We start from the raw sequence: 23,563 nt of genomic DNA on the forward strand, positions 1-23,563 counted from the left end.
GAGAGTGCCAATGGCTCAAGTCCATTGGCACCCGCATAAAAGTAACAAATGAAAGCTCTTACTATTCATTTATTTTGCTAATCGCTATGGTGTTTGTTAACTTATGAATAGAGTAACCATTCAACATAAATTGAACAATACTGTCGTTAAATTTCACTTCAGAGCCTTCTTCGAATGTAAACTTATAAGCTTCCAAAGGATTGTCGGTATGTTTAAGATTGCGCATTAGCTCGAATATGGCATGAACCGGGTCAACAAATAAGTAGCCGCGATCAGGATGATGCAGTAAATAATTCACGCTTTGCTCAATAATCTTATGCATTTGTACTCACTCGCTCCAATCAATATGCAATTTATTTTTTGCGGTAAGAATGAAAGCACAAAAAGTATATCACAATTTTTGGAATTGGTCATTAGACATTTTGATGATTATTACATTAGTACGCAATAAATTCATCTTTCACGAAAATAAATATGAGTTTTTCTTGGCATCTGTAACAAACAAGCCGTAGTATTTTAATAAATTCGTATTTTATTCGGACATATATTCAATCAGACATTTTGCAATGAATTCCTTGTAATTGGGTAATTCTTCGCATAGCCACACTTTCCCTAATTCTGACGGCACATACATGGTATTCTGGAGTTTGGAAAAATAAGCCACCCAATTAAGGATATCCTCCGAATTCTCATATCCCAAGTAGTAAACCGGCTCGATTGCTTTCTTTAATAGCGGTTCGATTAATGTTGGTTTGTATTTTGCAATCGAAGAAAGAAACGAGAAGTACCCTTCTGCGGCCGATTCACAATTGTAGCTGGGAATCCAAGAAATAAATTTTTCAACAAGATCGGCATCAGCCATAGAAGTATCTCCGTCTTCAATCCTTCGTTGAATCAGTTCCATTTCGCGATATGTTGGCATGAATTTATCTCTCCTAATTAAATGCAAAAGTAACATCGGATGTTAATCAATCGGTGTTCATTATATCACTATAAATGGAAATATATTGGTCCAATAAGCTGAATTTACTATCGTCAGCTTCAGTTATTCCTTTCCATCCAAATAAGCGATCAAAATATATACTTCCTTGCACGGAACTAAAAACAAATTCAAATGCACGTTTAATACTTATCACCAAATTCTGATCCAATTCAATTTTTGTTACAATGGCATCATGTGGAATTGGTTGAGTGTAATGAATAATATGAGTATTTCGAAATATAAAAGGATTCTCAGCTAAAACTAAATTTCTAGCATCCTGAAAGATTGCTGCAGCATCGCACAATTCGCTTAATACTGAATTCACTGCTTCTTTATGCGAATTCACAATGATTCCTCTTGTTTGCTGAAGTATTCCGGCTAAGTAAAGTTCAACAACAGACCAAAGATGAGTAAGAGAAAAACGCTCCTGCAAAGCAACCGTTTTATTTCCCAAATCCGAAATTGTTCTTAGTTCTGTATTCTTAGATATAATTATGGTTCGATAAAAAGGAACCAGCTCCTCTGCATTTTCACCGGTATCTGGATCAATTCCGAAGCGGAGTGGCTGTAAAATAACTTGGCAATGTTCTGTTTACTGGCACTTAAATATGCGGGTGGACTTATTATTGCTCCATCTAAATAGCCACATTCTAAAGATGATAGAATTTGATTGTATGAAGTAAATAACCTAAAAGTAAAAGATATGCCCAGATATTGTGAAAATAGTTGTCCCAGTTTTGTGAAAATTTTATCTGTTTCCATCGTTTCAATTAAACATAGGCCGAACACAATTTTATTAGGGTTATATGTAATATCAATGTTACCGTCAGTTCTAAAATTCAAATGATAATTTTTCAAGAAACCGATCCCCTCTATAACGTTTCATTTATACCAATCGACGAAGTTATCGTACTGCCCTTCGCCTCGAATCAACCTTCATTTCGATTTCCCTATCATTATAATCGACAACCTCTGGGTTCGTTGAGAAAAAAAAATGTTCATTTTTTGTTTAGATCGCCCTTGTATATTAATTTAGGTCTTAAATATACAGGAGGAGGCAAAAGATGTATCCGTCAGGGAAGAAATATGCGGCCGAATTCATCGGAACTTTGGTACTGGTGTTGATCGGTTGCGGAAGTGCAGCCACGGCAGGGGGCGAGCTGGGTTATCTTGGAATCGCCTTCGCATTTGGCCTGTCCATCGTTGCGATGGCTTATGTGATCGGTCCGATCTCAGGATGCCATATTAATCCTGCCGTTTCGCTGGCAATGCTCATACGCGGGAGGATGCCCCGAAAGGAATTCCTGGGCTATGTGATTGCTCAGACAGCCGGAGCCGTTATGGGTGCGGCGCTGCTATCCGCGATTATCCAATCCACAGGCAAGCCCGTAGCCAGTCTGGGGCAGAACGGATTCGGCGAAGGATACGGGATCGGGATAAGCGGCACGATGGCATTCATCGTGGAAATCGTTTTAACGTTAATCTTCATTTACACCATTCTGGGAGTCACGTCCGATGCTGCTAACAGTCATATTGCAGGTCTTGTTATCGGCTTATCGCTAGTGCTGGTTCACATTCTGGGCATCGGCCTCACCGGCACTTCCGTTAATCCGGCCAGAAGCTTCGGACCGGCAGTCCTATTGGGCGGAGAAGCGTTGGCGGAACTATGGGTATTTATTGTGGCTCCTCTGATCGGAGCGGTACTGGCCGCTTTTGTGTACAGGCGGTTGAATGTAAACAAAGAAGCGTGATTCGGCTTGTATAATTGATTCGACGAACGCTGAGGCGCTGAGTAAAATCGGCGCCTCGATTTCTTTTCTTGAACTAAGGCTTACCTAAACCCCCTCCGATACAGGGCCGGGGGAATTTGGCGTTCCCTTTGTACCATTGACATTGTTGTGTATATTGTATATGCTGTGTATGTAATAGATACACAGTTGTGATTTGTGGAGGCCACATGAAAATTATTATTTCCAATGCGTCCGACCCGCCGATCTATCAGCAAATTAAAGATCAAATCAAGGATGCCATTATTCGCGGTGAATTATCGGAAGGGGAAATGCTGCCTTCGATACGTGCGTTGGCCAACGATCTGCGTGTCAGCGTCCTTACGACTCGAAGAGTATATGACGAGCTTGAAGCGGAAGGATTTATTACGACCAAAGCAGGCAAAGGGTCGTTTGTCGCCAAGGAAAACTTTGAGCTGCTATTGGAATCGAAACGGCATATGGTTGAAGTTAAGCTCACGGAAGCGTGGAAAACTGCTCGTTCGTTAGGCATCAGCAAAAGCGAATTATATGCCATGATGGATTTGCTGTTTGAGGAGGGGGAAGAATGAAGCCCATTTTAGAGGTAACAGGACTGAAGAAAGACTTGGGGAATTTCCGGCTGGACGATGTCGGTTTTTCTTTGATCGAGGGCTGTATTACCGGATTCATTGGGGTGAACGGCGCCGGAAAAACGACAACCATCAAACTAATCCTCGGATTAATGCTGAAGGACGCAGGAGAGATACAATTTTTCGGAAAAGATGTTCAAAAAAACGAACGGGAATTCAAAAACCGTATTGGGATTGTTCTGGACGAAGGTTATTTCTATGACGAGCTAACTATGCTAGAGATGAAAAGCATTGTCGCCCCGTCCTATTCCAATTGGGATAACGCCTTGTTTAACCGGCATATGGAACGATTCGGGTTACCGCTGAATCAAAAAATAGGGACCCTTTCCAAAGGCATGCGAATGAAATATGCCATCGCATTGGCGATTTCCCATCAGGCGGACTTACTAATAATGGATGAACCGACGAGCGGACTCGATCCGCAGGTGAGATTGGAGTTAATGGACATCCTGCTTGACTATGTGAAGGACGGAAAAAGTGTCTTTTTATCTTCCCACATCACTTCGGATTTGGATAAGGTAGCCGACGCGCTAATTTTAATTGATAACGGTCGAATCGTCTTTAGTGAAGAGAAAGACATTTTGCTAGACAGACATGGATTTGTGAAAGGAGATCCTAACGAGCTGAATGAGGCTACAAGAAAACTGTTTTTAACCTTGCACGAAACAGAGTATGGTTTTTCCGGCGTGACGAACGATAAGGCGGCGGTACGTCAGCAGATGAAACATGCGCTTATTGAAAGGCCGACCATTGAAGATATTATGTTAGGCTACATTAGGAGGTGACCTCGATGCTTTTACATCTTATGAAAAAGGATTTCCTGCTCGCAAAAAAATATTGGATCATCATGCTGCTTGCAGCAATGGTGCTGCCGGTCTTTATGCATACGAAGCTCGACTTTATTGCAGGGGAGTTCCTGCCTTTTTTTCTGAGCACGCTGTATATTATTTTTTTGCTGTACAGCACGGTTTCCATGATGGAATACAAATACAAAGGCGCATCGCTTCTTTGTGCAACCCCATATACAAGAAAGACGATCGTGATGTCAAAGTATTTTTTTGTCGCTGCCATTTTTATCGGCTGCTGCGGCTTGTACACCGTTGCGGCTCTGATCAGTCCGGTGAAAGTCGGGTTGCTCGCTCTATCTGAGGTAGGCCGAACATTTTTCTTGATCAGTGTCATTTTCGGAGTCATGATCCCGGTTCAATATCGTTTCGGTTACGAAAAATCGAGATATATATTCTTTTTTCTGATCTTCCTGACGCCTTTCGTATTGCCGAACCTCATGAAAATATTACAACATAACGGAGCCGTGTTTCCGGTCTCGCTGCCTTTTTCACCATTTGTGCTGGACTTGCTCTTTGTTTTGCTGGCTTTCGTTATCGGGGGAATATCGATGATCCTGTCCATTCGGATTTTTTCTAACAAAAATCTGTGATACTCTAGGGGAGCATAGCGATGAACTTCAACCGAAAAAAAATGGTTTATTGTTTGTTAGGGACGATTCTTGCGGTGAGCGCTTTGAGCCAAATTATAAATAAGAGTTACCTTGCCATATTTCCGATCTTCGGTTCCGTTGCTTTTTTTGTGAATGCTTGGCGTGCGAATAATAAGTAATTTATACTAAATCATATGTATACTTACCTGAAGGGAGAGTGCAGCTTGTGCGCGATACCTGCGTTCCGTCTGGCGTGAAACTCAAAGACACCGGCTTTGGATATACGTTGTCCTTAATCGACGGTAAATATAAAATCATTATTATCTACTGGCTGGCTGAAAATAAGGTGATGCGGCATAACGAGCTGAAGCGAAGTATCGGTACCATTTCCTTTAAAACGTTAAGCATCATGTTAAAAGAGCTGGAGGCCGATGGTCTGATCATACGCAAAGAGTTTCCCCAAGTACCTCCAAAAGTTGAATATTCATTATCTGAACGCGGTCTTTCTCTCGTTCCCTTGTTAAATATGATGTGCGAGTGGGGAGAGAAAAACAGTTTGTCGGCTCAGGAGGTTTAAAGCACAAGAAGTATCTCCGTAATAAGGAAATACTTCTTTTTTTAGCTTAATCAAGCTGCCGCTTACAGGCTGTCGATAAAATTCACGTAATCTTGTGCGCTCTTTTCCAATTCGCTCGCAGAGGACTCGATTTCTTCACCGGGTACATTTTCGCCAGACTCGCTTTCCTTACCGTAAAATGCAAAGAACGAACGATAATCTGCTTTACAGTACCGGAAAGACGTTTCAAAAGGAGATAATAAATGGTCAAGCGTATAGCGATATCTACCGGCTTCACTATAATCTTCTTTTCTAATTCCGGCCGATACGGCTAAAGCCGCTTTGCGATTTTTTAATTTGTCGCCTTTCGAACCATAAGCCCAGCCATAAGCGAACACATCGTCAAGCCACTTTTTCAGGAGAGGCGGACAATTGAACCAATAAATAGGGAACTGTAAAACAAGATTGCCATGCGATTCGATGAGCTGCTGTTCTTTTTCCACATCGATGTTTCCGTCGGGGTACACCTTATGCAATTCGTGGACCGTATACTTTTCGGGATATTTGTTGAGTTCTTCGACCCACCGCTTATTGATGACGGACGTTTCCAGGCTCGGGTGTGTTACGATAACTAGAGTTTTCACAGCTTTGTCCTCCTTGAGTATGATTTACTTCTTGAGTATAAAGTGCTCGCTGCAAATATGTAAGTATGCACTTTTAGTACAGGTACTTACAAAAAGGAGAGTGTCAGACGATAAAGCAGATTTTGCAGGTGAACCAGTGAAAAGAAAATTTGTTTATATCCAATAATTCTACGGATCTTGCCGGCTAGTACTATATAATGGAACTTAACTAACTTATAATGAATGGACTGATATAAAGTGAATTACATCGTGATTGATTTAGAGGCTACTTGTTGGGAAAATGACCGAACGAAACAAAACGAAATTATTGAAATTGGTGCCGTTAAAATCAATGAACAGCTTGAAATTGTCGATGAATTTCAAACGTTTGTTAAGCCGATATTAAATCCCTGGTTATCTGATTTTTGCAAGAAATTAACTTCCATTACGCAAGAGGATGTTAATCAAGCAGACTATTTCCCGCAAGCCATTCAACAATTTCAAGATTGGATTGGTAAGGAAGATTACTTCTTATGTTCTTGGGGCTTTTACGATAAAAGTCAACTAACGAAGGATTGTGAACTAAATCGATTAGGTACGGAATGGCTTGCTAATCATATCAGCATAAAACATCAACACGGCAAATTGATTGGCAAAGAGCGGGGAGTAGGTATGGCAAGGGCGCTTGACATGCTTAAGCTGCCGCTGGAAGGCACACACCATCGGGGAATTGACGATGCCCGGAATATTGCTAAGATCTTTGTAAGGATTTTTGATAAGCTGGAATTCTGACTTGTTTGTTTCCTAAAGTAAAGCTTATAGGAGCGTGGAGACTTGATGAAATGGAAATTAGATCGTGCAGATGACCTTCATAAAGAATCGCCATATACATTTTATCTTCCGAGTGACTATGTTTTGAACCAACTAAAGGCAGGCGATCTCGTGAAGCTAATTTTTATGGCTGAAGAAACGTTGGATAACGGATATGAAGGAGAAAGAATGTGGGTTGAAATACTTGAAAGAAACGGTTCTGAATTTCGCGGCAAGTTAATGAACAAACCACACTATCTTGAATCCCTTCATTATGGAGATTTGATTCATTTCAATCTGGTACATATATGTGATACTCAGCTGGATGACCCGTATGCAATGGATATGGATTACTATTTGGAACAAAAAGTTACGGTAAGTAGTGACGTGCTGTCAAGAAATGAATTTAACTTGATGCTGAGATTTGAACCCTACGACGACAGTGATTTAGGATGGGTCTTCTTCAGTGGTCACGAAGAAGATGGTTTCAATGCTGATGCGGATCATTTTCAATTCATTTCTGTTGGGAGGATGCTGAACATCGATGATTCAATCTTGGCGTTTATAAATGACACTGTGCCTTGTGCATATGAGAGAGAGCGTGAAACCGCGAAATTTGTTAGAATCGAGAATTATGATTGGAGTATTCATGCGTAATTTAAAATTAATGCAGCTCCTAAAAAGTTTGGTCAATTTGTAATTGAAGTTTAATGATATGACGTTTAGATTCCAGATCTAAGCGTCTTTTTGTTTTTTTGTGATTAAACAAATGGTAGCCAGCTTTCGACAAATTTCTTGCAGGATGATGCCTGTTATATGCCAGATATTCTATTTTAATCCTTTTCCCCTTATGTTGAATGTATGATTAGAGCTAAGGAGGTGTAAAACAAGCAGATCATAAAGCAGAAAATACGATTCACCATTTTGGCTTGTAATCACCTATAAAGTAAATACAAATTAAATTTGGAGAGTGAACATTAATGAAAATTGGTAAACTGTTGTTGTCGGCTGGTCTGTTAGCTTCCCTGATTGCACCTTTGTCTGCACATAATGCACAAGCAGCTCCTCAAGAAAGTATCACAACTCCGCAGTCTCAAGCTCTTAAAGCTAGCGTCCATAGGGAATATGTAACATTAAGTGTGAGTGGAAATAATGGTGAACGTAGTTATAAAATTTATAACGGATCTGTATCTGTAGAAGATGGTAGCGAATATATCGATGTAACATCTAATCGCAAAAGTGGTTATACTCTAGTCAAAGCAGTAAAAAAGGGGAAGGCATTAATTCGTGATACCGACAATAATGTAATTTATGAATTTGAGATTCTTAAGTAAGCATTTGGGGCAGACAAAAGTCTGCCCCTTCTTATGTACATTTTAAGCGAGTTATTCCAACAAGCCGCTATGAAATAGTGGCTTTTTCGATTTTGTTTAATAAACATGAATCAGACCGAGCGACTAAAGATTTGTTTCTCTTTAAAAGGACGGAGCGAGAGAAACGGAGTGGGCCTTTTTTATTGAATTGCAGCTTTTTAAATCGTTTGGAAGATAACAGCAGACAGAAGCAATTCGAGAAAATCGTCTTGCAAATGAAAGAGCATATGCAGCGTCCCACTTTGACACTTTATATCACCCAAAAAGAAAAGCTCATCGAGGTACGGCAATTTCATCATCGTGCTGATGATTGCAACATGGGAACAGGTAGATGAAATTGCGATTGAAGGGAATTTATAATTTATCAAAAAAACGGTGAATTACTGTTCCATCTAGCGGGGGGAGGAGATACAATATATTCATGGATAAAAATTTTATCAAAGGAAAAATAAGGAGGCAAATAATTGAGAAACCTACTCAACCTGCTTGTTACATTTCTTGTTTTCTGGTGTGGGAATCATTACTTTAACCAGTATATATCCATATCAGATACCAAAACGTTAATCATCGCAACAGTGCTTATGTTTGTCATCAGTTTCATTTATGGCTTTCTATTGACGATTTCCTTTATTTCAATTGTCGTTGGGATTGGGTGTTTAACAACGCCGTTATTAATCGTGGCTTCACTTGTGTTAACACCGATTAAGTTATGGTTACTCGATCGATATCTCACTGGATTTGAAATTCATGGTTTTTGGACATATGTGATTCTAACCATCGTATTAAGCGTGTTTACGGTAAAAGTAAACGACAAAAAAAGGGATCGAAAGGTGTAGCCTCGATAGATTTAAAAAAATAATAAAGATATAGGTCGATCAAACGCCGCGTAAATCGCGGTTTTTTTATTTTGTCGGAACAAATTTTTGTCAAAACGCTGTATCAAGAACCTAGATCGTTAGCATGGTCTGGAGAGGGCAGGGGGCGGTTGAGTCAGTCCCTATACCGTTTCGCTCCATCATGTCCAGTCATGTTACCAAAAAAAGAGAAAAATGTTAACAATTTTGAAATATATTTGCCGATTTTATATCAAAAAATATGATAATATGTTAATATATTCAAAAATAATATTTAAATGAAAAAAGGAGGAAAATTATGAAAAAAACGATTCCTGTACTGTCTTCTTTGACTGCTGTGCTGCTGCTTTCCGCTCAAGTTGCTTTGGCCCATGAATCACTTCCCGAAGCCTCAAGTCAGGTGCCTGTCAAAAATGCAGAGGTCAAGGTCACCAATCTGCTCAGCCAAAACAAAAACGTGGATGGGAAAAATTCGCTTTCCACACTTCAACCATTGGCAAGCCTTGTTCCTCCAGCGCTCCAAAAAGGCACGACATTCAACTTCTCGCAGCGCGATTTCGGCGAATCCGTCGTGCAGACGAGCGACGGCGGCTATGTGTTCGTAGGCTCTACCACAGTTAATGGAAACGAGGATATCCTGTTTGCCAAGACGGACGCATCTCTTGTACTTCAATGGGCATATGCCCTGGGCGGGGCCGCAGAAGAAACGGGTGCCGAGGTTCGGCAAACGAGCGACGGCGGGTATATCATCGCCGGGACAAGCAACGCAAGTGGCTCTAAAGATATCTACTTGGCGAAGACAGATGCTAACGGAGCGGTACAATGGGCAAAAACATACGGCGGGCCGGGCCAAGAAGAGGCAGCAGCGATGGAAATCGGGCATGACGGTGGCTACGTCATTGTCGGTGCCAAGGGAGACAGCCAGTTTACGACCGATGCTTTCATGCTTAAAGTGGATGCCAACGGTAATGTTCAATGGAGCCGGACATACGGTCAGGAGAATCTGGAAGACCGCTTTTACGGCGTGAGCGTAACACCGGACGGCGGCTATGTAGGCGCCGGATATAAAACTATCAAGCAAACCATTCCAGGGGGGACGGAACAAGCGATGTACGGGCTGATGGCAAAAGTATCCGGCTCCGGAGCGACGGTATTCGAATCTACGCTGGACAAATATTCTATGCTAAAAGGTGTTGCCGCAACGAGCAGCGGCTATGTGGCTGCAGGGTCCATCAACAACCTTGGTCAACCGAACAGTTCTCAGGGGTATAACATCTTTGTAACCAAGGTCAGCACTTCGGGAGGCAAGTTGTGGACGAACCAGTTTCATTCCACGAATGGCGATTTTGCCAATGATGTCAAAGCGGCCAAGGACGGCAATTATATCGTGACCGGGTTGACAAGTCCGCAAGTGGGTAAAGAAGATTTGGTGCTGATGAAAATCAACAACGCGGGAAATGCATTATGGTCGAATACGTATGATTTTGGCAATACAGGTGAAATAGGCAAGCGTGTGGCAACGACCAATGACGGCGGTTACGTGGTTACAGGTTCGTTCCAAGCGGATAGCTCCAACGGCAATTATGACGTCCTTCTGGCGAAATTTACGAGCGACTAAGCATCCGCGAGACAGTTTTGGAATAAAGGAGCTGTCCCAAACTAAGATGGCCTGATGGCCACCATGAATGAAAATGTAATTGGCCTGTGAAACTGTATGTTCCATAGTGGAACTGCAGGTCACAGGCCAATGCTTTTTTGGTAGGGGCAAATATTGTGAGTCCCCATGCTGAAGAAGGTTACCGTAACTGGAAAAGTGGAATTTACATCGAATTTTGTCGTATTATGAGATATGTAGTTCACTACTAAAGGAATAGGCGTGATTCTCAATGAAAAAGAAAGTGTTGGCTTTATCTCTAGTCTTAATGCTTTCCGTAAGTCAAATGACTGCATTTGCCGCGACTACTTCAGGCAGGAGTAGTACAAGTACGCCATCATCTTCGACGAAGTCATCAACGAGCACAGCACCGTCAACATCATCGCGATCAGGCTCGTTCACCACTCCTTCGTCAACGAATTCAAGCACAAATTCAAGTTCAAGTAAGCCATCAACTAGTACTTCAACCAGTCCTTCAAGCGGTTTTAGCGGAGGATCAAGCAGTAAACAGAGTCCGGCCGGTACAAGTTCTCAGACCAATTCGAATGCAGGCACTTCAACGCCGGCACAAAGCAGTACAGCGGGTTCCGGGTTTAGCGGAGGCGCTTCAAACAAAACCAATGTGCCGAGCACCCCAAGTACGTCCAATAGCACGGTTACCAAAGACGGAACGACCTACAGTACAGGGAATCAAAAACCGTCGTCCAACGTTTCTGGAGCCTCACAGACACCGCCAATTAACGGTTCAAATACCAATCCAAACACAGGAAAAGCGTATTATGGCGGAGGGACCTATTACAATTCTTTGCCGGCAGGCCAAAAACAAAGCAGCAGTATTTGGCCAATGGTAGGAGCGTTTGCAGCGGGAACATTTTTAGGATCGATGCTTCATCCATCGGGGGGGTACTATCCTACCGCCGGAGGGGGATATGTTCATCAGCCGTTCTCATTCATGGGTCTAATCTTGGACTTGGCCATTGCAGCTTTGGTTATTTGGCTTGTGGTAGTTATTTTTAGATCTCTGAGAGGAAGAAGAGCATGAAAATTCAATTTGACGAACAAGACATCATCGATTCCGTTTGTGTAGCCATTGCAGCCAGAGTCAATAGAGGGCAAGTTGAAGGTAGTGAGCCACAACATGTAAATGATATTAGTTTATTTTTTGAAGAAACAAAAGGCTTCTCAGCTCGCGGAAGATTGCATTATCAAGAGTACTTTTTGAACCAGCAAGAACTTATTGATGCGGTCGCACTTTATTTGTCCGCTTATTATTCATTCAATGCAGGAAGGCTGCTCATTAATTTATCATGGGACGAAGTCACGAAAAAGTTTAGCGGAGAGATTACGGTAGAACGATAAAATGGAAGGAGTAAGCCGCTATGCGTGAAAACGCGTAGCGGCTTATCTTTTGAGAACGGCAAAAGCAACGCGCGTTTTGTCAATTCTGAGCTTTTTCACTACGCTCATCATGTTGACATGGTTCATTTGAAATATGGTATACTGACAAAGTTAAGGGGGTGCTTTACTGATGGAGAATCTCTTGAGATTGTCTGTGACTACTTTCACTCATGCAAAGCCAATATTGGAGAAGCGTTACTTTGCATGGGGCGAAATGATTTCAAACGCTGAATAATTTTTCTTCAATAGTTGGCTTTGCACCTTATTTCCAAAATAAGGAGTGAAGCGAATTGAAATATACGAATGCCAAAAAAATATTACCCGAAATGCTAATTATAGAGATTCAAAAATATGTCCAGGGAGAGAGTATTTACATTCCTAGGCAGGAGAAGGAACATAAACATTGGGGAAGCTTAAGTGGTGGAAGACAGTGGTTAGATCACCGAAATGCGGCTATTAGACACGCTTTTAAGAATAATAGCAGTATTGAACAGCTTGCTAAGGACTATTTTCTGTCCATTGAAACCATTAAGAAAATTGTTTATTCGAGAAATAAAAGTAGCGAACGGCACTGATGAAGGTTTCTTCATCAGTGTTTTTTTTATGTCGAAAACAATTCTAAGTTATGGTTTACATTTTAATTGCTTATTGCGTTCTTTAGAATATGAGTAGACGTAAAAACCGATGCCGCAGGAGTAAAGTGTACCTTTTGAAATCGATCGAAAAGGGGAATACTGGTCCCATCATTATTCGATTTCGGAGAGAGCGGCAACTGAATGGAAATGATCAAGAAAGTGAGGAAACAGTAGCTATGAAAGAACAAAAAGGTAGAAGCAGGCATCTGATCGATCAGGAGATTATTAGTGCAATTGATTTAATACCGACAAGCGATCTTTCCGAGAATACGCTCATGGAATCACGGGAAAATCAAGCAAAAATGTTGCCGCAAATCGATGTAACGCAGCTGTTTCCTGTTACATTCGAAGAAAGGGCGGTGCCAAGTTATTTTGGCGGTCCAGAACTTCGCATAGAAATTATTAAACCCCGCCAACCAAAGTACGATAAGATGCCCTTATATTATTCGATTCACGGTGGGGGAATGGTTTTGGGCAGTCCGGTTGTTGATCGCCAAGGGAATGCAGCGCTGGCTGCGCAACATGGTTTTTGCTGCGTATCTGTGTACTATCGCCTAGCGCCGGAACATATTCAGCCAAGTCAGTTGCAGGATTGTTATTCGGGCTTGAAATGGTGCATTGAACATGCCGATGAATTAGCGATAGATACCCAGAAAGTCGCTGTTGCGGGCAGCAGCGCCGGCGCCGGATTAGCGGCGGGTCTAGCCATATACGTTCGCGATCAGAAGGAATTCGACATCCATCATCTAAGACTGCGCAGCCCAATGCTTGATGACCGTACAAGTATTTCACCAGAGCATCCATATGCTGGCGAGTATGTTTGGACAAAAAGAAGCAATTATTTCGGCTGGAAATCGGTATTAGGGCATGAACCCGGTCAAGAGGAGACAAGCGAGTATTACGTGCCTGCGCGTGCAAAATCGCTGGCCGGTTTACCACCCACTTATGTAAGCATTGGCAGCATTGATTTGTTCATAGATGAAGCCTTATTGTTTGCAAAACAACTAGCCTTTGACGGTGTTTTGGTTGAATTACATGTATACCCTGGATATCACCATTTGGCTCCAATGTTTCCGAATGCGCATTTTTCTCAAGAAGGCGCCAAATCAAGTGAATACGCCTTACTGAAAGCCCTGGAGCTGCTTTGATTTTAAGACTGATTTAGAAGTGGCGTAGGAGTCAAGACATTAGTTGGCAAACGGTAATCCCTTTAGTAAGATTTTGATCTCCTGGAACGGGCTGATGATCATGGTGCTGGAGAACGAAGCTTCGTTCGATCATTCGCTGATGCGCTGACGATTCTAGATCCGGTTGGAGTACTGAGGCGGAAGAGGACGGGCGCTTGATCCCGCTCGTATAGGACAAGCGGCCGATCAGCGGATGTGCGACGGCTTACGTCTGCGAGAATTATGCCCAATAGTCGCCCGTGAGCGACGAGAGTGATTTTTAATAAAGCAGAGAGGTGGTAAAATAGAGGTAACTGACAAAAAGGACTGACTCTCATGCAAGATCTAAAAAGGATTGTACATAAGCTCAACCAAGCGGTAGAGCAAAACAAACATATTATAGGCGCAGCCGTCGGCTGCGGCCTTTTTGCCAAATATGCCGAAATCGGCGGCGCGGACCTCATCCTGGTCCTGAATGCGGGGCGATTTCGCTTAATGGGGTATAGCTCGACGGCCAGCCTGCTTCCTTTCGGCAACAGTAACGAGATGGTCATGGAGACGGGCATCCAGGAGGTGCTTCGCAATGTAAGCTCCATTCCGTGTATTTTTGGCTTATGCGCCACCGATCCGGGGATTGTGCTGGACGATTACTTGGACGAGATCCGTGACGCGGGCTTCTCAGGAATTACCAATTATCCAACGGTCGGACTGATCGACGGTGTGTTTGGCGAAGCGCTTCAGGAAGCGGGAATATCCTTCGATAGGGAAGTCGCCGCGATACATAAAGCCAGCGAGAAGGGCCTGTTCACCATTGCGTTCGTTTTTAATGAAGAACAGGCTGCTCAGATGGCCGCTGCCGGGGCACATATCATTTGCGCACATCTTGGATTTACCAAAGGCGGAAGCTCGGGAGTCAAGCTCGCTATAAGCTTGGAAGAGAGCGTAGCTTTATCCGACAAAATCTTTAAAGCCGCGGAGACGGTTAATCCAGATATTTTCAAGCTGGTGTACGGCGGGCCTGTCAATTCCCCGGAAAATGCGGAGTACATATACAACCATACGGAAGCGATGGGCTATATCGGCGGGTCCAGCTTCGAAAGAATTCCGACAGAGACAAGCATCATTCGGGTGACGGAGCTGTTCAAAAAATACCAGGAAGTCAAGTCGGAAAACAAACAGCTCAGACAGCAGTTGGATTTGCATACGGCGATCAAGCAAGCCGACTATGTCCGATATATCACCTCGTATGTGACCATGCACCTTCATGAGCCGATCACGTTCGATCATTTGTCCAAAGAGCTTCATCTGAACCGCAACTATTTGAGCCAGCTTTTCAGAAAGAAGATGGGGATCAGCTTCTCCGAATGGCTGATTCAGACGCGAGTCGGCACCGCCAAAGATTTGTTGAAAAAAGAACACAGCAGTATTCAAGATATCGCCCGGCAGGTCGGCTATGAGGATGCGTCATATTTTAGCAGGCTGTTCAAAAAGGAAACCGGCATGACGCCAAGCGAGTGGAAAGAAATCTCCCATAAAAATAACAATATCCCAAGGAATTGATCCTTGGGATATTGCTGTTTCTTAATTTCTGCGCAAGCTGACAAAACGCTGCGTTTGCTCGCGAATCGCACGTTCGGTGGGCAAACGTTCCATGGAGCTTGCTCCGTAAAACCCGTGAATTTCCGGACATTTTTCCAATACGTAGGCGGCATCCTCCGGCTCGGCAATCGGACCGCCATGGCACAGAATGAGAATGTCCGGTCTTACTTGGATAGCCGCAGCCGCAATGGAGCGAATCTCTTCGACACATTGGTCCAGCGTCTTCGCGGTTTGAGCCCCGATCGTTCCCGAGGTCGTCAAGCCCAAATGAATGACAAGAATATCCGCGCCGGCATTCGTCATTTTGATCGCATCCTGCTCGGAAAACACATAAGGCGTCGTCAGCAAATCCTCTTCATGCGCCAGACGAATCATCTCGACTTCTTTATCGTAGCCCATATTCGTTTCTTCCAGATTCATGCGGAAGTTCCCGTCGATCAGCCCGACCGTAGGGAAGTTTTGGACGCCCACGAAGCCTTCGTCTTTGATCTGTTTCAAGAACCGGCTCATGAGCCGCATCGGGTCTGTACCACATACCCCCGCAATAACCGGCGTTTTCTTCACAACCGGCAGCACTTCGCTTGCCATTTCCATTACGATCGAGTTGGCATCCCCATACGGCATAAGACCGGCTAAAGAACCGTGTCCGGCCATCCGGAACCTTCCCGAGTTATAAATGACGATCAGATCGATACCGCCGTCTTCTTCGAACTTGGCGCTAATTCCGGTACCTGCGCCGCCGCCGATAATGTATCCGCCTTGCTTGACCTTTTCCTGAAGGGCTGCCAGTATACGTTGTCTTGTCGAAAGCATGATATCGTCTCCATTTCTCAAGATAAGTATGAGTCCGTACTGACAGTATGGCCGAATCCGCTGCGCGAAACCATAGATTATTGTAATTTCAATTAGTATTATGGTAGGGTCTAAACGAAAACCATATCATAATCCTACTTGATGTTACCTAAATCTATTCTTTTGTCCGCCCGATTCTGCGATAGTAGAGATATGAAAGCGCCGCCAATCACACATATAATATGATAGAGGAGGCACATCGATGAAGGGGAAAATTGTCATTATCGGTACCCTTGATACGAAGGGAAAAGAAATTTTATTTATTAAAAATATCATCGAAGGCACAGGTGTATCCACGATTGTCATGAACACGGGAGTCATCGGCAGCACAAGCTGGGATGCCGATATCTCCAACGAGACAGTCGCTTGTGCAGGAGGGGCCTCGCTTCAGGAGCTGGTTGCGAAGGATGACCGGGGCTATGCGATGGATGTGATGATGAAAGGCGCTGCGGCTCTTGTGGCAGAGCTGTACCGCAACAAGGAAGTTGCCGGTGTGATCAGTTTGGGAGGATCGGCGGGCACGACGATCGGCACGTATGCGATGCAAGCGCTCCCGGTCGGTGTTCCGAAGCTCATGGTATCCACGGTTGCGTCCGGGAATACGAGGCCCTATGTCGGGGAAAAAGATATTACGATGATGTACTCGGTCGTCGATATTTCGGGCATCAACCGGTTGTCCGCCAACATCCTTGCCAACGCCGCTTATGCCATTGCCGGAATGGCGAAGGGCGTTCCGCCGCAATTGGAAAACAAACCTTTGATCGCGGCGACCATGTTCGGGGTGACGACGCCTTGCGTGAATCAAGCAAGAGAATACCTGGAGCAGCAAGGATATGAAGTGCTGGTTTTCCATGCAACAGGCAGCGGTGGCATGGCAATGGAGGCGTTGATTGAAAGCGGGTTTATCGAAGGGGTATTGGATGTCACCACAACGGAGTGGTGCGACGAGCTGGCCGGCGGAGTGCTTTCGGCCGGATCGAGCCGTTTGGACGCTGCGGCCAAGGCAGGCATTCCTCAAGTCGTATCGACCGGCGCTTTGGATATGGTGAATTTCGGAGCGATGGATACGGTACCCGAGAAGTACGCAGGCCGAAATCTATATAAACATAACGCGACCATTACGCTCATGAGAACAAATGTGGAAGAAAACCGACAATTAGGCCAAATTATTGCCTCCAAACTGAACCGGTCTGTCGGTCCCTGCGCACTATTCCTGCCTTTAAAAGGAGTTTCGCTGATCGATAACGAGGGTCAGCCCTTTTATGGACCGGAAGAGGACGCAGCATTGTTTGACGCCCTAAGAACGAATCTTGACCGGGAACGTGTCGAATTGATTGAGCTGGAGCACAACGTCAATGACGAAGCCTTTGCTTTGGCCATGGCGAAAAAATTAATCGAATTGATGAAAAAATAAAGTTGGATAAGCGAAAAAGTTTAGAAGCGGTGTTTTCCAGAGGCTCCAGGCCCGGAAAAGGCCGCTTTTTATATTGCGATCAACCGCAGCCGTTTGCTCGGATCGCATGACATAGTTCTCATAGGACATGGCGCAGGAGCATGGTACGGCTTCTTACTTTGCTGGCACAGTTATCCAAAACTTGCGTGAAAGTCTGGACGGAAATGGATATTGCATGTATAATCATTTACTGATAATGATTATCAGTATCATGGTGCACGAGGCAACAACCTCTTCATTCCAGCAAAGATAAGGATGGTTCTCATGAGCGTACATACGGAGGCTGCGCCCCAATCCACTCCGAAGCTGCGGTCCCGGCCGGTAACGGCAACGATTGTTTTGTTTGCGGGACTTGCTGTTTTGTTAATGGGGCTGGCCTTGTCGATTTCCGTCGGTGCGGCGGATATCCAGCTTTCCACCGTATGGGAAGCCGTGTTTCAGTTTAATCCGGACATTACCCAGCATCAGATCATTCAGGAGCTGCGCCTTCCGCGGGCACTTGCCGGAGCGCTGGTCGGAGCCTGCTTCGCCGTGGCAGGAGCGATTATGCAGGGGATGACCCGCAATCCGCTGGCCGATTCGGGGCTGCTCGGCCTGAATGCGGGGGCGGGGTTTGTGCTTGCTCTCTGTTTCGCCTTTTTGCCGGGGCTGCCGTTTATGCAGTTGATTCTGTACTCGTTCCTCGGCGCTGCGGTCGGGGCGATTATGGTATACGGGGTCGGCTCGATGTCCAAAAACGGTCTGACGCCGGTCCGGCTCGCTCTGGCTGGCGCTGCGGTCACTGCTCTTCTTGTTGCGGTCAGCGAGGGCGTCGCGATTTATTTCAACATCGGGCAAGATCTCGCTTTCTGGTATGCCGGCGGGGTAGCCGGGACGAAGTGGGTGCAGCTCAAAATCATGACTCCATGGGTCGTTGCCGCCCTAATCGCGGCATTGCTGCTTTCCCGGTCCATTACGCTGCTGAGTCTTGGCGACGAAGTGGCGACGGGTCTCGGCCAGCGTACGGGCTGGGTGAAGCTGGCTTGCGCCATTGTCGTGCTGGTGCTTGCAGGCACGGCCGTTTCCGCGGTCGGCGCGATCGGCTTCGTTGGACTCGTCATTCCGCATATTGCCCGGTCGCTGGTCGGCGTCGATTACCGCTGGATTATTCCGTGCTCGGCGGTACTCGGCAGCTTGCTTATGGTCATTGCCGACATCGGGGCGAGAATGATCAATCCGCCGTATGAGACACCGATTGGCACATTGATCGCCTTGATCGGGGTTCCGTTCTTCCTTTACTTGGCGCGCAAGCAGAGGAGGGAGCTGTAGATGGAAGCAGTGAAAATGGGAGCGACGGAACGCCGCAAAAAAATTCAGGCCGTCACGGTTTTATCTATTCTGGGCGTGTTGATTGTGCTTGCTTTTCTCGTTAGCATGAACACCGGATACACACGTCTGTCGCCGCTCGATGTTATCCGAACGCTGTTCGGTGGGGGGACGGCGAAGCAGGAACTCATTTTGTTCGATTTCCGGCTGCCCCGCATCGTTATCTCGGTGCTGATCGGAGCGGGCTTGGCCGTTTCGGGGTGCATTTTGCAGGGACTGTCCCGCAATCCGCTGGCCGATCCGGGCATTCTGGGAATCAATGCCGGCGCAGGCTTGATGGTCGTGCTTTTCATCTCGTTTTTCCCGTCAAAGACGGCGGCGCCGGTTTTATTATTACCGATTCTCGCTTTCGTCGGGGCGGGCGTCACCGCAGCGATCATCTACGGACTGGCTTACAAGAAGCACGAAGGCTTGTCGCCAACTAGTATGGTTCTTACCGGGATTGCCGTCGCAGCTGGCATTAGTGCCTTAATGGTGGTGCTGACGCTGCGGTTGAACCCGCAAAATTACCAGTTCGTCGCCGTCTGGCTGGCGGGCAGCATCTGGGGTTCGAACTGGAAGTTTGTCGTCTCTCTGCTGCCGTGGTTGATCGTGCTGCTGCCTTATGTGTTTTACAAAGCCAGAGTCCTTAATGTAATCAATCTCGGGGAGCAAATGGCGACCGGCTTGGGCGCTCCCGTTGAGAAGGAACGGCTTGGTCTGCTTGCCGCTTCCGTCGGGATTGCCGGCGCTTGCGTCGCGGTTGGGGGAGGCATCGGCTTCGTAGGCTTGATCGGTCCACATCTTGCCCGGCGTCTGATCGGTCCGAAGCACGAAACCCTGCTTCCGGCCTCAGCCTTAGTCGGCGGCTTACTGATGATTGTCGCCGATACGATCGCACGAGTCATCATCCAGCCTACAGAAATTCCGACAGGAATTGTCGTCGCCGTCATCGGCGCGCCGTATTTTCTTTATTTGCTTGCCAGAGCAAGATAAATCAAAAGTGTTCGAATAGTGGTTCGGAGGGGAGTCATTAAAATGAAAAAATCAAAAATTTCCTACATTGCTATATTTTTGCTGATCCTGGTGGTGATTGCGGGCTGCGGGTCCAATTCGTCCGACCCTAAGCAGGCCGCTTCCGCTGACAGCTCCGGCGCGAAGCCGGCGTCGGAGCGCGTCTACAAGCACGCGATGGGCGAAGCGAAAATCCCCGTCAAGCCGGAAAAGGTCGTCACGCTCCAATACGTCAGCCAGCTCCTGTCCATTGGTGTCAAGCCGCTCGGCGGCCCGTCCAATCTTCTTAAGGATCTGGCAGAGAAATCGGGAGGGATTGAAAATATCGGCGAAGCGGGAAGGTACAATTACGAAAAAATATTGGAGCTCCAGCCGGAGTTGATCATCGCCGGGGATGTCGACCAGGAGACGTACGATAAATTATCCAAAATCGCTCCGACGGTCGTTGTTCCATGGAACGAATACGACGTGTTCGGTCATGTCAAGGTCATGGGCGACATCATGAACCGCCAGAGCGAAGCCGAAGCTTGGAGCACGGCGTTCCGGGCCAAATTCCAAGCGGTGCGCGAGCAGATTCAAAGCGTCATCGAACCGGGAAAAACAGCGGCGATCTATAACATTCGGCCGAAGGAAATCTACGTGTATGGTGTACGAAACTTCGGCTTTACCATCTATAAAGCACTGGAGCTGACGCCTCCGGCACCGGTGAAGAAGGAAATTGAGAAGAATCCGAATTTCTGGGCTGTCCCGGTGTCTCTGGAGCTGCTTCCGGAGTACGCTTCCGATTATTTGTTCGTGTCGGTATTTGGCGATGACGATTCCAAGAAGCGGTTGGATGAAATTTCGAAAACCGCACTATGGGCGAACCTGCCTGCCGTCAAAAACAACCGGGTATACATGTTGAATCTCGATACATGGTTCGGCTACACGCCGCATGATATCGAGAAGCAGCTGCAGGAGATTGTGACGATGCTCAAGAAGTCTTAAGTCTTATCTCATAGAAAAGACCGCTGAACGATCAAGTTCAGCGGTCTTTTGCGTATTTATTTCTGCTGGATCATCGTATTCCATAATTCCTTCGTATCGTAGCCGAGACGCCAAGCGGCCACGCCGGCCAATTCGTACTTTTTGGCGATATCGATCCGCGCTTTGACGGTTTCTTCGTTTTCCAGCCAGAAGACATTCTTGAAGCCGTCCTGCTCGTACTCGACCTTGTATTGATTGAACCGGCTGTCCCAACTTAAATTCGCTTGCTTGGAGGAGATGAGGCCGGTCAGGTCCTTCATCAGCAGCGCCCGGTTGCTGTCCAGCTTGCCGGATTTGTCGACCTTCCACTCCCGCACATAGAACGGAATTCCCATGATCAGCTTGTCACGCGGAATGCCGTAGGACAGAAATTCCTGCACGCCTTGTTCAACCCAAGGCAGACCGGCTACGGAACCCGGTTCGGTGCTGCCTTTCCAATATTGGTCGTAAGTCATCGTGATGACGTAGTCGACGATCTGGCCGAGCTTCTCGTGCTCGAACGCGGTTTTCGCATTCCAAGCGGCGCTTCCTCTTGGCAGATCGACCGAGATGGCAAGTCCTTTTTGATGGGCTGCATCCGTGATTTCCTTCATGAACGTCGTGAAGGCGGAGCGGTCCGTGCCTGCGACGCTCTCGAAGTCGATGTTCAGCCCGTCCGCCCCGATGGCAACCGCTTTATCGACCAGCGCGGAAATGAACTTGCTGCGGGCCTGCGCCGAGGCGAGAAATTGCGTCGTCATCGCTGTGTCGAACTGGTTGTTGACAAGCGGATGGACGGAATACCCCTGCTTCTTCAGCCAAGCGACGGTTTCTTTGTTCGAGCTGTCGGTCACATTGCCCGAGCTATCGGCGAGCTGAAAGTAGGTGGGGGAGACGACATCCAGCCCCGAGGTGCTGCTCACCTGACTGCGGATCGTGGTGTCGCTGGAGCTTCCGTTCCAGCCCCAGAACTGAAGACCGCGAAGGTTGTTCCAGATACTGGACCCGTCATCGTACAGCCGAATGGAGGTGTTGGAATAGCCCATGGCATACGATAAGGCGCCGCCAATCGTAGAGAAGTCCGCAATCCATTTGTCTTTTTGAAACACTTGATAATAAGGATAATTATTCCATATGACGCGCGCGGTGCCGTCAAGTCCCGCCGCTTCGTCATCGGTGATCCGGGTATGATCGAACTGCTTGGCGTAGGCAATCGCCTCGTCAATGCTTAGGAACGAATTCAGCAGCGCATCGAACTGGTACACTTTATACGGTTTGACGTTGGAGTATACGACCTTGCCCGTTTCGGTGTTCACAATCTTCGTATTGCCCCAATTGAGCGATTCGTTCACGGCATCCTCTAAGTATGCAAACTTCCAATTCTCAGCGGAATATGTACCTTGATAAATTTGATAAATTTTGCTGCCGCTGCGCAGCTCCGTCTTGCGGCTGGCCGGAATGTTGTCCCACACCCAGCGGTGCGTGCTGAGCTCGACGATATGGGCGTTGCCCCATTTTTTCGCTTCGGCGATCGCTTGGTTCAACGTTTCGAAGTTCCAGGAATCCATCGTAATGTCGTCGCCTTGGTAGACGCGGTACTTCGGGTAATTGCTCCATACCCAGCCGCCGGATTGCAGGTCGCGTATGCTGGCATGTCCCCAATTGGACGCTTCGCGTATCGCTTGATCCAAGCTGGCATATTCCCATTTGGACGAGCTGTAGCCGTTTTGGTATACCTTGTAGCGGGGGTAGTTATGCCATACCCATTTACGGGTGCCGATCTCTTCGACGTGGCTGTCCGCGAACTGTCTAGCATAATTTTCGGCAGACTTGTAATCGGACGTCTCCAGCAGCATGGTGGTGTCCTGGTAGACGCGGTACTTAGATGTCTTGTCGGCTGCCATAACGGAGCCCGCGGAGGAGAGGAAGAGCGTCATTACGGACAACGTCAGCAGGGTGTTGCGCTTCAACATGCATCAGCCTCTTTCTGGTCAGTCTACTCTATTAAACGTTAAAAGAGGCCTCGAAGTTGCGAGGAAAATAATAGAATCCTGAATGGGACGGCCACTGGAGACAAAAAACAACCCTCCAAGCCATCGCTTGAAGGGTTGTTCGGAAGGTCAGCCGATATCGGCGACGATTTCGTCTTCCAGCACGAGCTGGATTTGATCCCGGAACACGCGAATATTTTGCTCCTTGAGCAGGTAGCGCTCGATCGCTTCCAGCATGTTGGCGGCGATCAGGATCTGGCTGCGGCCTTCGGCGTGTACTTCGGCGGAGAAGCCATGGTCCTCGTCCCACATGAGCTCCACTTCGACCTGCGTCGGATGAATTTGCTTTCGTTCGGCGATATTCAGGCATATCGCATTAATAATATCTTGCTCCGATAGTCGCATATCCTGGTAACCT

25 protein-coding genes are annotated in these 23,563 nt (G+C 46.3%); 18 read left to right on the top strand and 7 right to left on the bottom strand.

Annotated features, from left to right (window positions below; genetic code table 11):
* Positions 1 to 61 precede the first annotated feature (61 nt).
* From PEL01S_RS14990 to PEL01S_RS15000, 3 genes are all read right to left on the bottom strand, one after another.
* Positions 62 to 322, bottom strand: a complete 261-nt coding sequence (locus PEL01S_RS14990) for a hypothetical protein (protein ID WP_054975508.1) — start codon at positions 320 to 322, stop codon at positions 62 to 64.
* Positions 323 to 532: 210 nt separating this feature from the next.
* On the bottom strand, positions 533 to 922 hold the full coding sequence (locus PEL01S_RS14995) for a hypothetical protein (protein ID WP_127460860.1): 390 nt from the start codon (positions 920 to 922) through the stop codon (positions 533 to 535).
* Positions 923 to 968: 46 nt separating this feature from the next.
* The gene (locus PEL01S_RS15000) at positions 969 to 1,556 is read right to left on the bottom strand and encodes a phosphate/phosphite/phosphonate ABC transporter substrate-binding protein (RefSeq protein ID WP_127460861.1); all 588 of its coding nucleotides are present in this window, start codon (positions 1,554 to 1,556) and stop codon (positions 969 to 971) included.
* Positions 1,557 to 2,046: 490 nt separating this feature from the next.
* On the opposite strand from PEL01S_RS15000, the gene PEL01S_RS15005 reads away from it, so the two are divergent.
* The 5 genes from PEL01S_RS15005 (at position 2,047) to PEL01S_RS15025 (ending at position 5,395) form a co-directional block, all read left to right on the top strand.
* Entirely contained in the window at positions 2,047 to 2,733 is a 687-nt protein-coding gene (locus PEL01S_RS15005) for an MIP family channel protein (protein WP_127460862.1), read from the top strand.
* 206 nt (positions 2,734 to 2,939) lie between these two features.
* Complete coding sequence (locus PEL01S_RS15010) at positions 2,940 to 3,320, top strand: GntR family transcriptional regulator (RefSeq protein WP_010499367.1); 381 nt, start codon at positions 2,940 to 2,942, stop codon at positions 3,318 to 3,320.
* On the top strand, positions 3,317 to 4,165 hold the full coding sequence (locus tag PEL01S_RS15015; RefSeq protein WP_127460863.1) for an ABC transporter ATP-binding protein: 849 nt from the start codon (positions 3,317 to 3,319) through the stop codon (positions 4,163 to 4,165). The genes PEL01S_RS15010 and PEL01S_RS15015 overlap by 4 nt, the downstream gene beginning before the upstream one ends.
* 5 nt (positions 4,166 to 4,170) lie before the next feature.
* The gene (locus PEL01S_RS15020; RefSeq protein WP_127460864.1) at positions 4,171 to 4,818 is read left to right on the top strand and encodes an ABC-2 transporter permease; all 648 of its coding nucleotides are present in this window, start codon (positions 4,171 to 4,173) and stop codon (positions 4,816 to 4,818) included.
* A gap of 226 nt (positions 4,819 to 5,044) precedes the next feature.
* Entirely contained in the window at positions 5,045 to 5,395 is a 351-nt protein-coding gene (locus PEL01S_RS15025; RefSeq protein ID WP_127460865.1) for a winged helix-turn-helix transcriptional regulator, read from the top strand.
* A gap of 62 nt (positions 5,396 to 5,457) precedes the next feature.
* Here the strand turns inward: PEL01S_RS15025 and PEL01S_RS15030 are convergent, their stop codons facing one another.
* Complete coding sequence (locus PEL01S_RS15030) at positions 5,458 to 6,018, bottom strand: NAD(P)H-dependent oxidoreductase (RefSeq protein ID WP_127460866.1); 561 nt, start codon at positions 6,016 to 6,018, stop codon at positions 5,458 to 5,460.
* A 237-nt stretch (positions 6,019 to 6,255) separates the two neighbouring features.
* On the opposite strand from PEL01S_RS15030, the gene PEL01S_RS15035 reads away from it, so the two are divergent.
* From PEL01S_RS15035 to PEL01S_RS15075, 9 genes are all read left to right on the top strand, one after another.
* Positions 6,256 to 6,789, top strand: a complete 534-nt coding sequence (locus PEL01S_RS15035; RefSeq protein ID WP_127460867.1) for a 3'-5' exonuclease — start codon at positions 6,256 to 6,258, stop codon at positions 6,787 to 6,789.
* 45 nt (positions 6,790 to 6,834) lie between these two features.
* Positions 6,835 to 7,464, top strand: coding sequence for an immunity protein Imm33 domain-containing protein (locus tag PEL01S_RS15040; RefSeq protein ID WP_127460887.1), 630 nt, complete (start codon positions 6,835 to 6,837; stop codon positions 7,462 to 7,464).
* A 323-nt stretch (positions 7,465 to 7,787) separates the two neighbouring features.
* A complete protein-coding gene (locus PEL01S_RS15045; protein WP_063180343.1) occupies positions 7,788 to 8,141 on the top strand; it encodes a hypothetical protein in 354 nt (117 codons plus the stop codon).
* 503 nt (positions 8,142 to 8,644) lie between these two features.
* Positions 8,645 to 9,016: a phage holin family protein gene (locus PEL01S_RS35705; protein ID WP_010499355.1), complete on the top strand. Its 372-nt coding sequence runs from the start codon at positions 8,645 to 8,647 to the stop codon at positions 9,014 to 9,016.
* A gap of 316 nt (positions 9,017 to 9,332) precedes the next feature.
* Complete coding sequence (locus tag PEL01S_RS15055) at positions 9,333 to 10,652, top strand: hypothetical protein (protein ID WP_127460868.1); 1,320 nt, start codon at positions 9,333 to 9,335, stop codon at positions 10,650 to 10,652.
* A 1,074-nt stretch (positions 10,653 to 11,726) separates the two neighbouring features.
* On the top strand, positions 11,727 to 12,047 hold the full coding sequence (locus tag PEL01S_RS15060; protein WP_063180354.1) for a DUF2653 family protein: 321 nt from the start codon (positions 11,727 to 11,729) through the stop codon (positions 12,045 to 12,047).
* 329 nt (positions 12,048 to 12,376) lie between these two features.
* The gene (locus tag PEL01S_RS15065; protein ID WP_063180356.1) at positions 12,377 to 12,661 is read left to right on the top strand and encodes a CD3324 family protein; all 285 of its coding nucleotides are present in this window, start codon (positions 12,377 to 12,379) and stop codon (positions 12,659 to 12,661) included.
* A 236-nt stretch (positions 12,662 to 12,897) separates the two neighbouring features.
* Positions 12,898 to 13,869 carry an alpha/beta hydrolase fold domain-containing protein gene (locus PEL01S_RS15070; protein WP_127460888.1) on the top strand — a complete coding sequence of 324 codons (972 nt, stop codon included), beginning with the start codon at positions 12,898 to 12,900 and terminating at the stop codon, positions 13,867 to 13,869.
* A gap of 354 nt (positions 13,870 to 14,223) precedes the next feature.
* Positions 14,224 to 15,447 carry a phosphoenolpyruvate hydrolase family protein gene (locus tag PEL01S_RS15075; protein ID WP_127460869.1) on the top strand — a complete coding sequence of 408 codons (1,224 nt, stop codon included), beginning with the start codon at positions 14,224 to 14,226 and terminating at the stop codon, positions 15,445 to 15,447.
* 21 nt (positions 15,448 to 15,468) lie between these two features.
* Here the strand turns inward: PEL01S_RS15075 and PEL01S_RS15080 are convergent, their stop codons facing one another.
* Positions 15,469 to 16,299, bottom strand: a complete 831-nt coding sequence (locus PEL01S_RS15080; protein WP_063180360.1) for a phosphoenolpyruvate hydrolase family protein — start codon at positions 16,297 to 16,299, stop codon at positions 15,469 to 15,471.
* Between the two features lie 241 nt (positions 16,300 to 16,540).
* Here PEL01S_RS15080 and PEL01S_RS15085 point away from each other — a divergent pair, with 241 nt between their 5' ends.
* The 4 genes from PEL01S_RS15085 (at position 16,541) to PEL01S_RS15100 (ending at position 21,136) form a co-directional block, all read left to right on the top strand.
* On the top strand, positions 16,541 to 17,752 hold the full coding sequence (locus tag PEL01S_RS15085; RefSeq protein ID WP_063180363.1) for a Tm-1-like ATP-binding domain-containing protein: 1,212 nt from the start codon (positions 16,541 to 16,543) through the stop codon (positions 17,750 to 17,752).
* Positions 17,753 to 18,055: 303 nt separating this feature from the next.
* Positions 18,056 to 19,099, top strand: a complete 1,044-nt coding sequence (locus tag PEL01S_RS15090) for a FecCD family ABC transporter permease (protein WP_127460870.1) — start codon at positions 18,056 to 18,058, stop codon at positions 19,097 to 19,099.
* Positions 19,100 to 20,131, top strand: a complete 1,032-nt coding sequence (locus PEL01S_RS15095) for a FecCD family ABC transporter permease (protein WP_063180369.1) — start codon at positions 19,100 to 19,102, stop codon at positions 20,129 to 20,131.
* 42 nt (positions 20,132 to 20,173) lie between these two features.
* A complete protein-coding gene (locus PEL01S_RS15100; RefSeq protein WP_063180844.1) occupies positions 20,174 to 21,136 on the top strand; it encodes an ABC transporter substrate-binding protein in 963 nt (320 codons plus the stop codon).
* 56 nt (positions 21,137 to 21,192) lie between these two features.
* On the opposite strand, the gene PEL01S_RS15105 is transcribed toward PEL01S_RS15100, so the two are convergent.
* Together PEL01S_RS15105 and PEL01S_RS15110 are read right to left on the bottom strand one after the other, a co-directional pair.
* Positions 21,193 to 23,127 (bottom strand): glycosyl hydrolase family 18 protein, encoded by a 1,935-nt coding sequence (locus PEL01S_RS15105; protein WP_174806950.1) that lies wholly within the window; start codon positions 23,125 to 23,127, stop codon positions 21,193 to 21,195.
* A gap of 147 nt (positions 23,128 to 23,274) precedes the next feature.
* Positions 23,275 to 23,550: a YxcD family protein gene (locus PEL01S_RS15110; RefSeq protein WP_036685355.1), complete on the bottom strand. Its 276-nt coding sequence runs from the start codon at positions 23,548 to 23,550 to the stop codon at positions 23,275 to 23,277.
* Positions 23,551 to 23,563: the final 13 nt, after the last annotated feature.

The organism is Paenibacillus elgii NBRC 100335 (assembly GCF_004000865.1).
GTDB classification, from domain to species: domain Bacteria; phylum Bacillota; class Bacilli; order Paenibacillales; family NBRC-103111; genus Paenibacillus_G; species Paenibacillus_G elgii.

What these genes read in the sequence shown, in the direction of transcription:
- PEL01S_RS14990 (WP_054975508.1), bottom strand. Translation starts at nt 322, where the DNA reads ATGCATAAGATTATTGAGCAAAGCGTGAATTATTTACTGCATCATCCT.
- PEL01S_RS14995 (WP_127460860.1), bottom strand. Translation starts at nt 922, where the DNA reads ATGCCAACATATCGCGAAATGGAACTGATTCAACGAAGGATTGAAGAC.
- PEL01S_RS15005 (WP_127460862.1), top strand. Translation starts at nt 2,047, where the DNA reads ATGTATCCGTCAGGGAAGAAATATGCGGCCGAATTCATCGGAACTTTG.
- PEL01S_RS15010 (WP_010499367.1), top strand. Translation starts at nt 2,940, where the DNA reads ATGAAAATTATTATTTCCAATGCGTCCGACCCGCCGATCTATCAGCAA.
- PEL01S_RS15015 (WP_127460863.1), top strand. Translation starts at nt 3,317, where the DNA reads ATGAAGCCCATTTTAGAGGTAACAGGACTGAAGAAAGACTTGGGGAAT.
- PEL01S_RS15020 (WP_127460864.1), top strand. Translation starts at nt 4,171, where the DNA reads ATGCTTTTACATCTTATGAAAAAGGATTTCCTGCTCGCAAAAAAATAT.
- PEL01S_RS15040 (WP_127460887.1), top strand. Translation starts at nt 6,835, where the DNA reads ATGAAATGGAAATTAGATCGTGCAGATGACCTTCATAAAGAATCGCCA.
- PEL01S_RS15045 (WP_063180343.1), top strand. Translation starts at nt 7,788, where the DNA reads ATGAAAATTGGTAAACTGTTGTTGTCGGCTGGTCTGTTAGCTTCCCTG.
- PEL01S_RS15055 (WP_127460868.1), top strand. Translation starts at nt 9,333, where the DNA reads ATGAAAAAAACGATTCCTGTACTGTCTTCTTTGACTGCTGTGCTGCTG.
- PEL01S_RS15060 (WP_063180354.1), top strand. Translation starts at nt 11,727, where the DNA reads ATGAAAATTCAATTTGACGAACAAGACATCATCGATTCCGTTTGTGTA.
- PEL01S_RS15070 (WP_127460888.1), top strand. Translation starts at nt 12,898, where the DNA reads ATGAAAGAACAAAAAGGTAGAAGCAGGCATCTGATCGATCAGGAGATT.
- PEL01S_RS15075 (WP_127460869.1), top strand. Translation starts at nt 14,224, where the DNA reads ATGCAAGATCTAAAAAGGATTGTACATAAGCTCAACCAAGCGGTAGAG.
- PEL01S_RS15080 (WP_063180360.1), bottom strand. Translation starts at nt 16,299, where the DNA reads ATGCTTTCGACAAGACAACGTATACTGGCAGCCCTTCAGGAAAAGGTC.
- PEL01S_RS15085 (WP_063180363.1), top strand. Translation starts at nt 16,541, where the DNA reads ATGAAGGGGAAAATTGTCATTATCGGTACCCTTGATACGAAGGGAAAA.
- PEL01S_RS15090 (WP_127460870.1), top strand. Translation starts at nt 18,056, where the DNA reads ATGAGCGTACATACGGAGGCTGCGCCCCAATCCACTCCGAAGCTGCGG.
- PEL01S_RS15095 (WP_063180369.1), top strand. Translation starts at nt 19,100, where the DNA reads ATGGAAGCAGTGAAAATGGGAGCGACGGAACGCCGCAAAAAAATTCAG.
- PEL01S_RS15100 (WP_063180844.1), top strand. Translation starts at nt 20,174, where the DNA reads ATGAAAAAATCAAAAATTTCCTACATTGCTATATTTTTGCTGATCCTG.
- PEL01S_RS15105 (WP_174806950.1), bottom strand. Translation starts at nt 23,127, where the DNA reads ATGTTGAAGCGCAACACCCTGCTGACGTTGTCCGTAATGACGCTCTTC.
- PEL01S_RS15110 (WP_036685355.1), bottom strand. Translation starts at nt 23,550, where the DNA reads ATGCGACTATCGGAGCAAGATATTATTAATGCGATATGCCTGAATATC.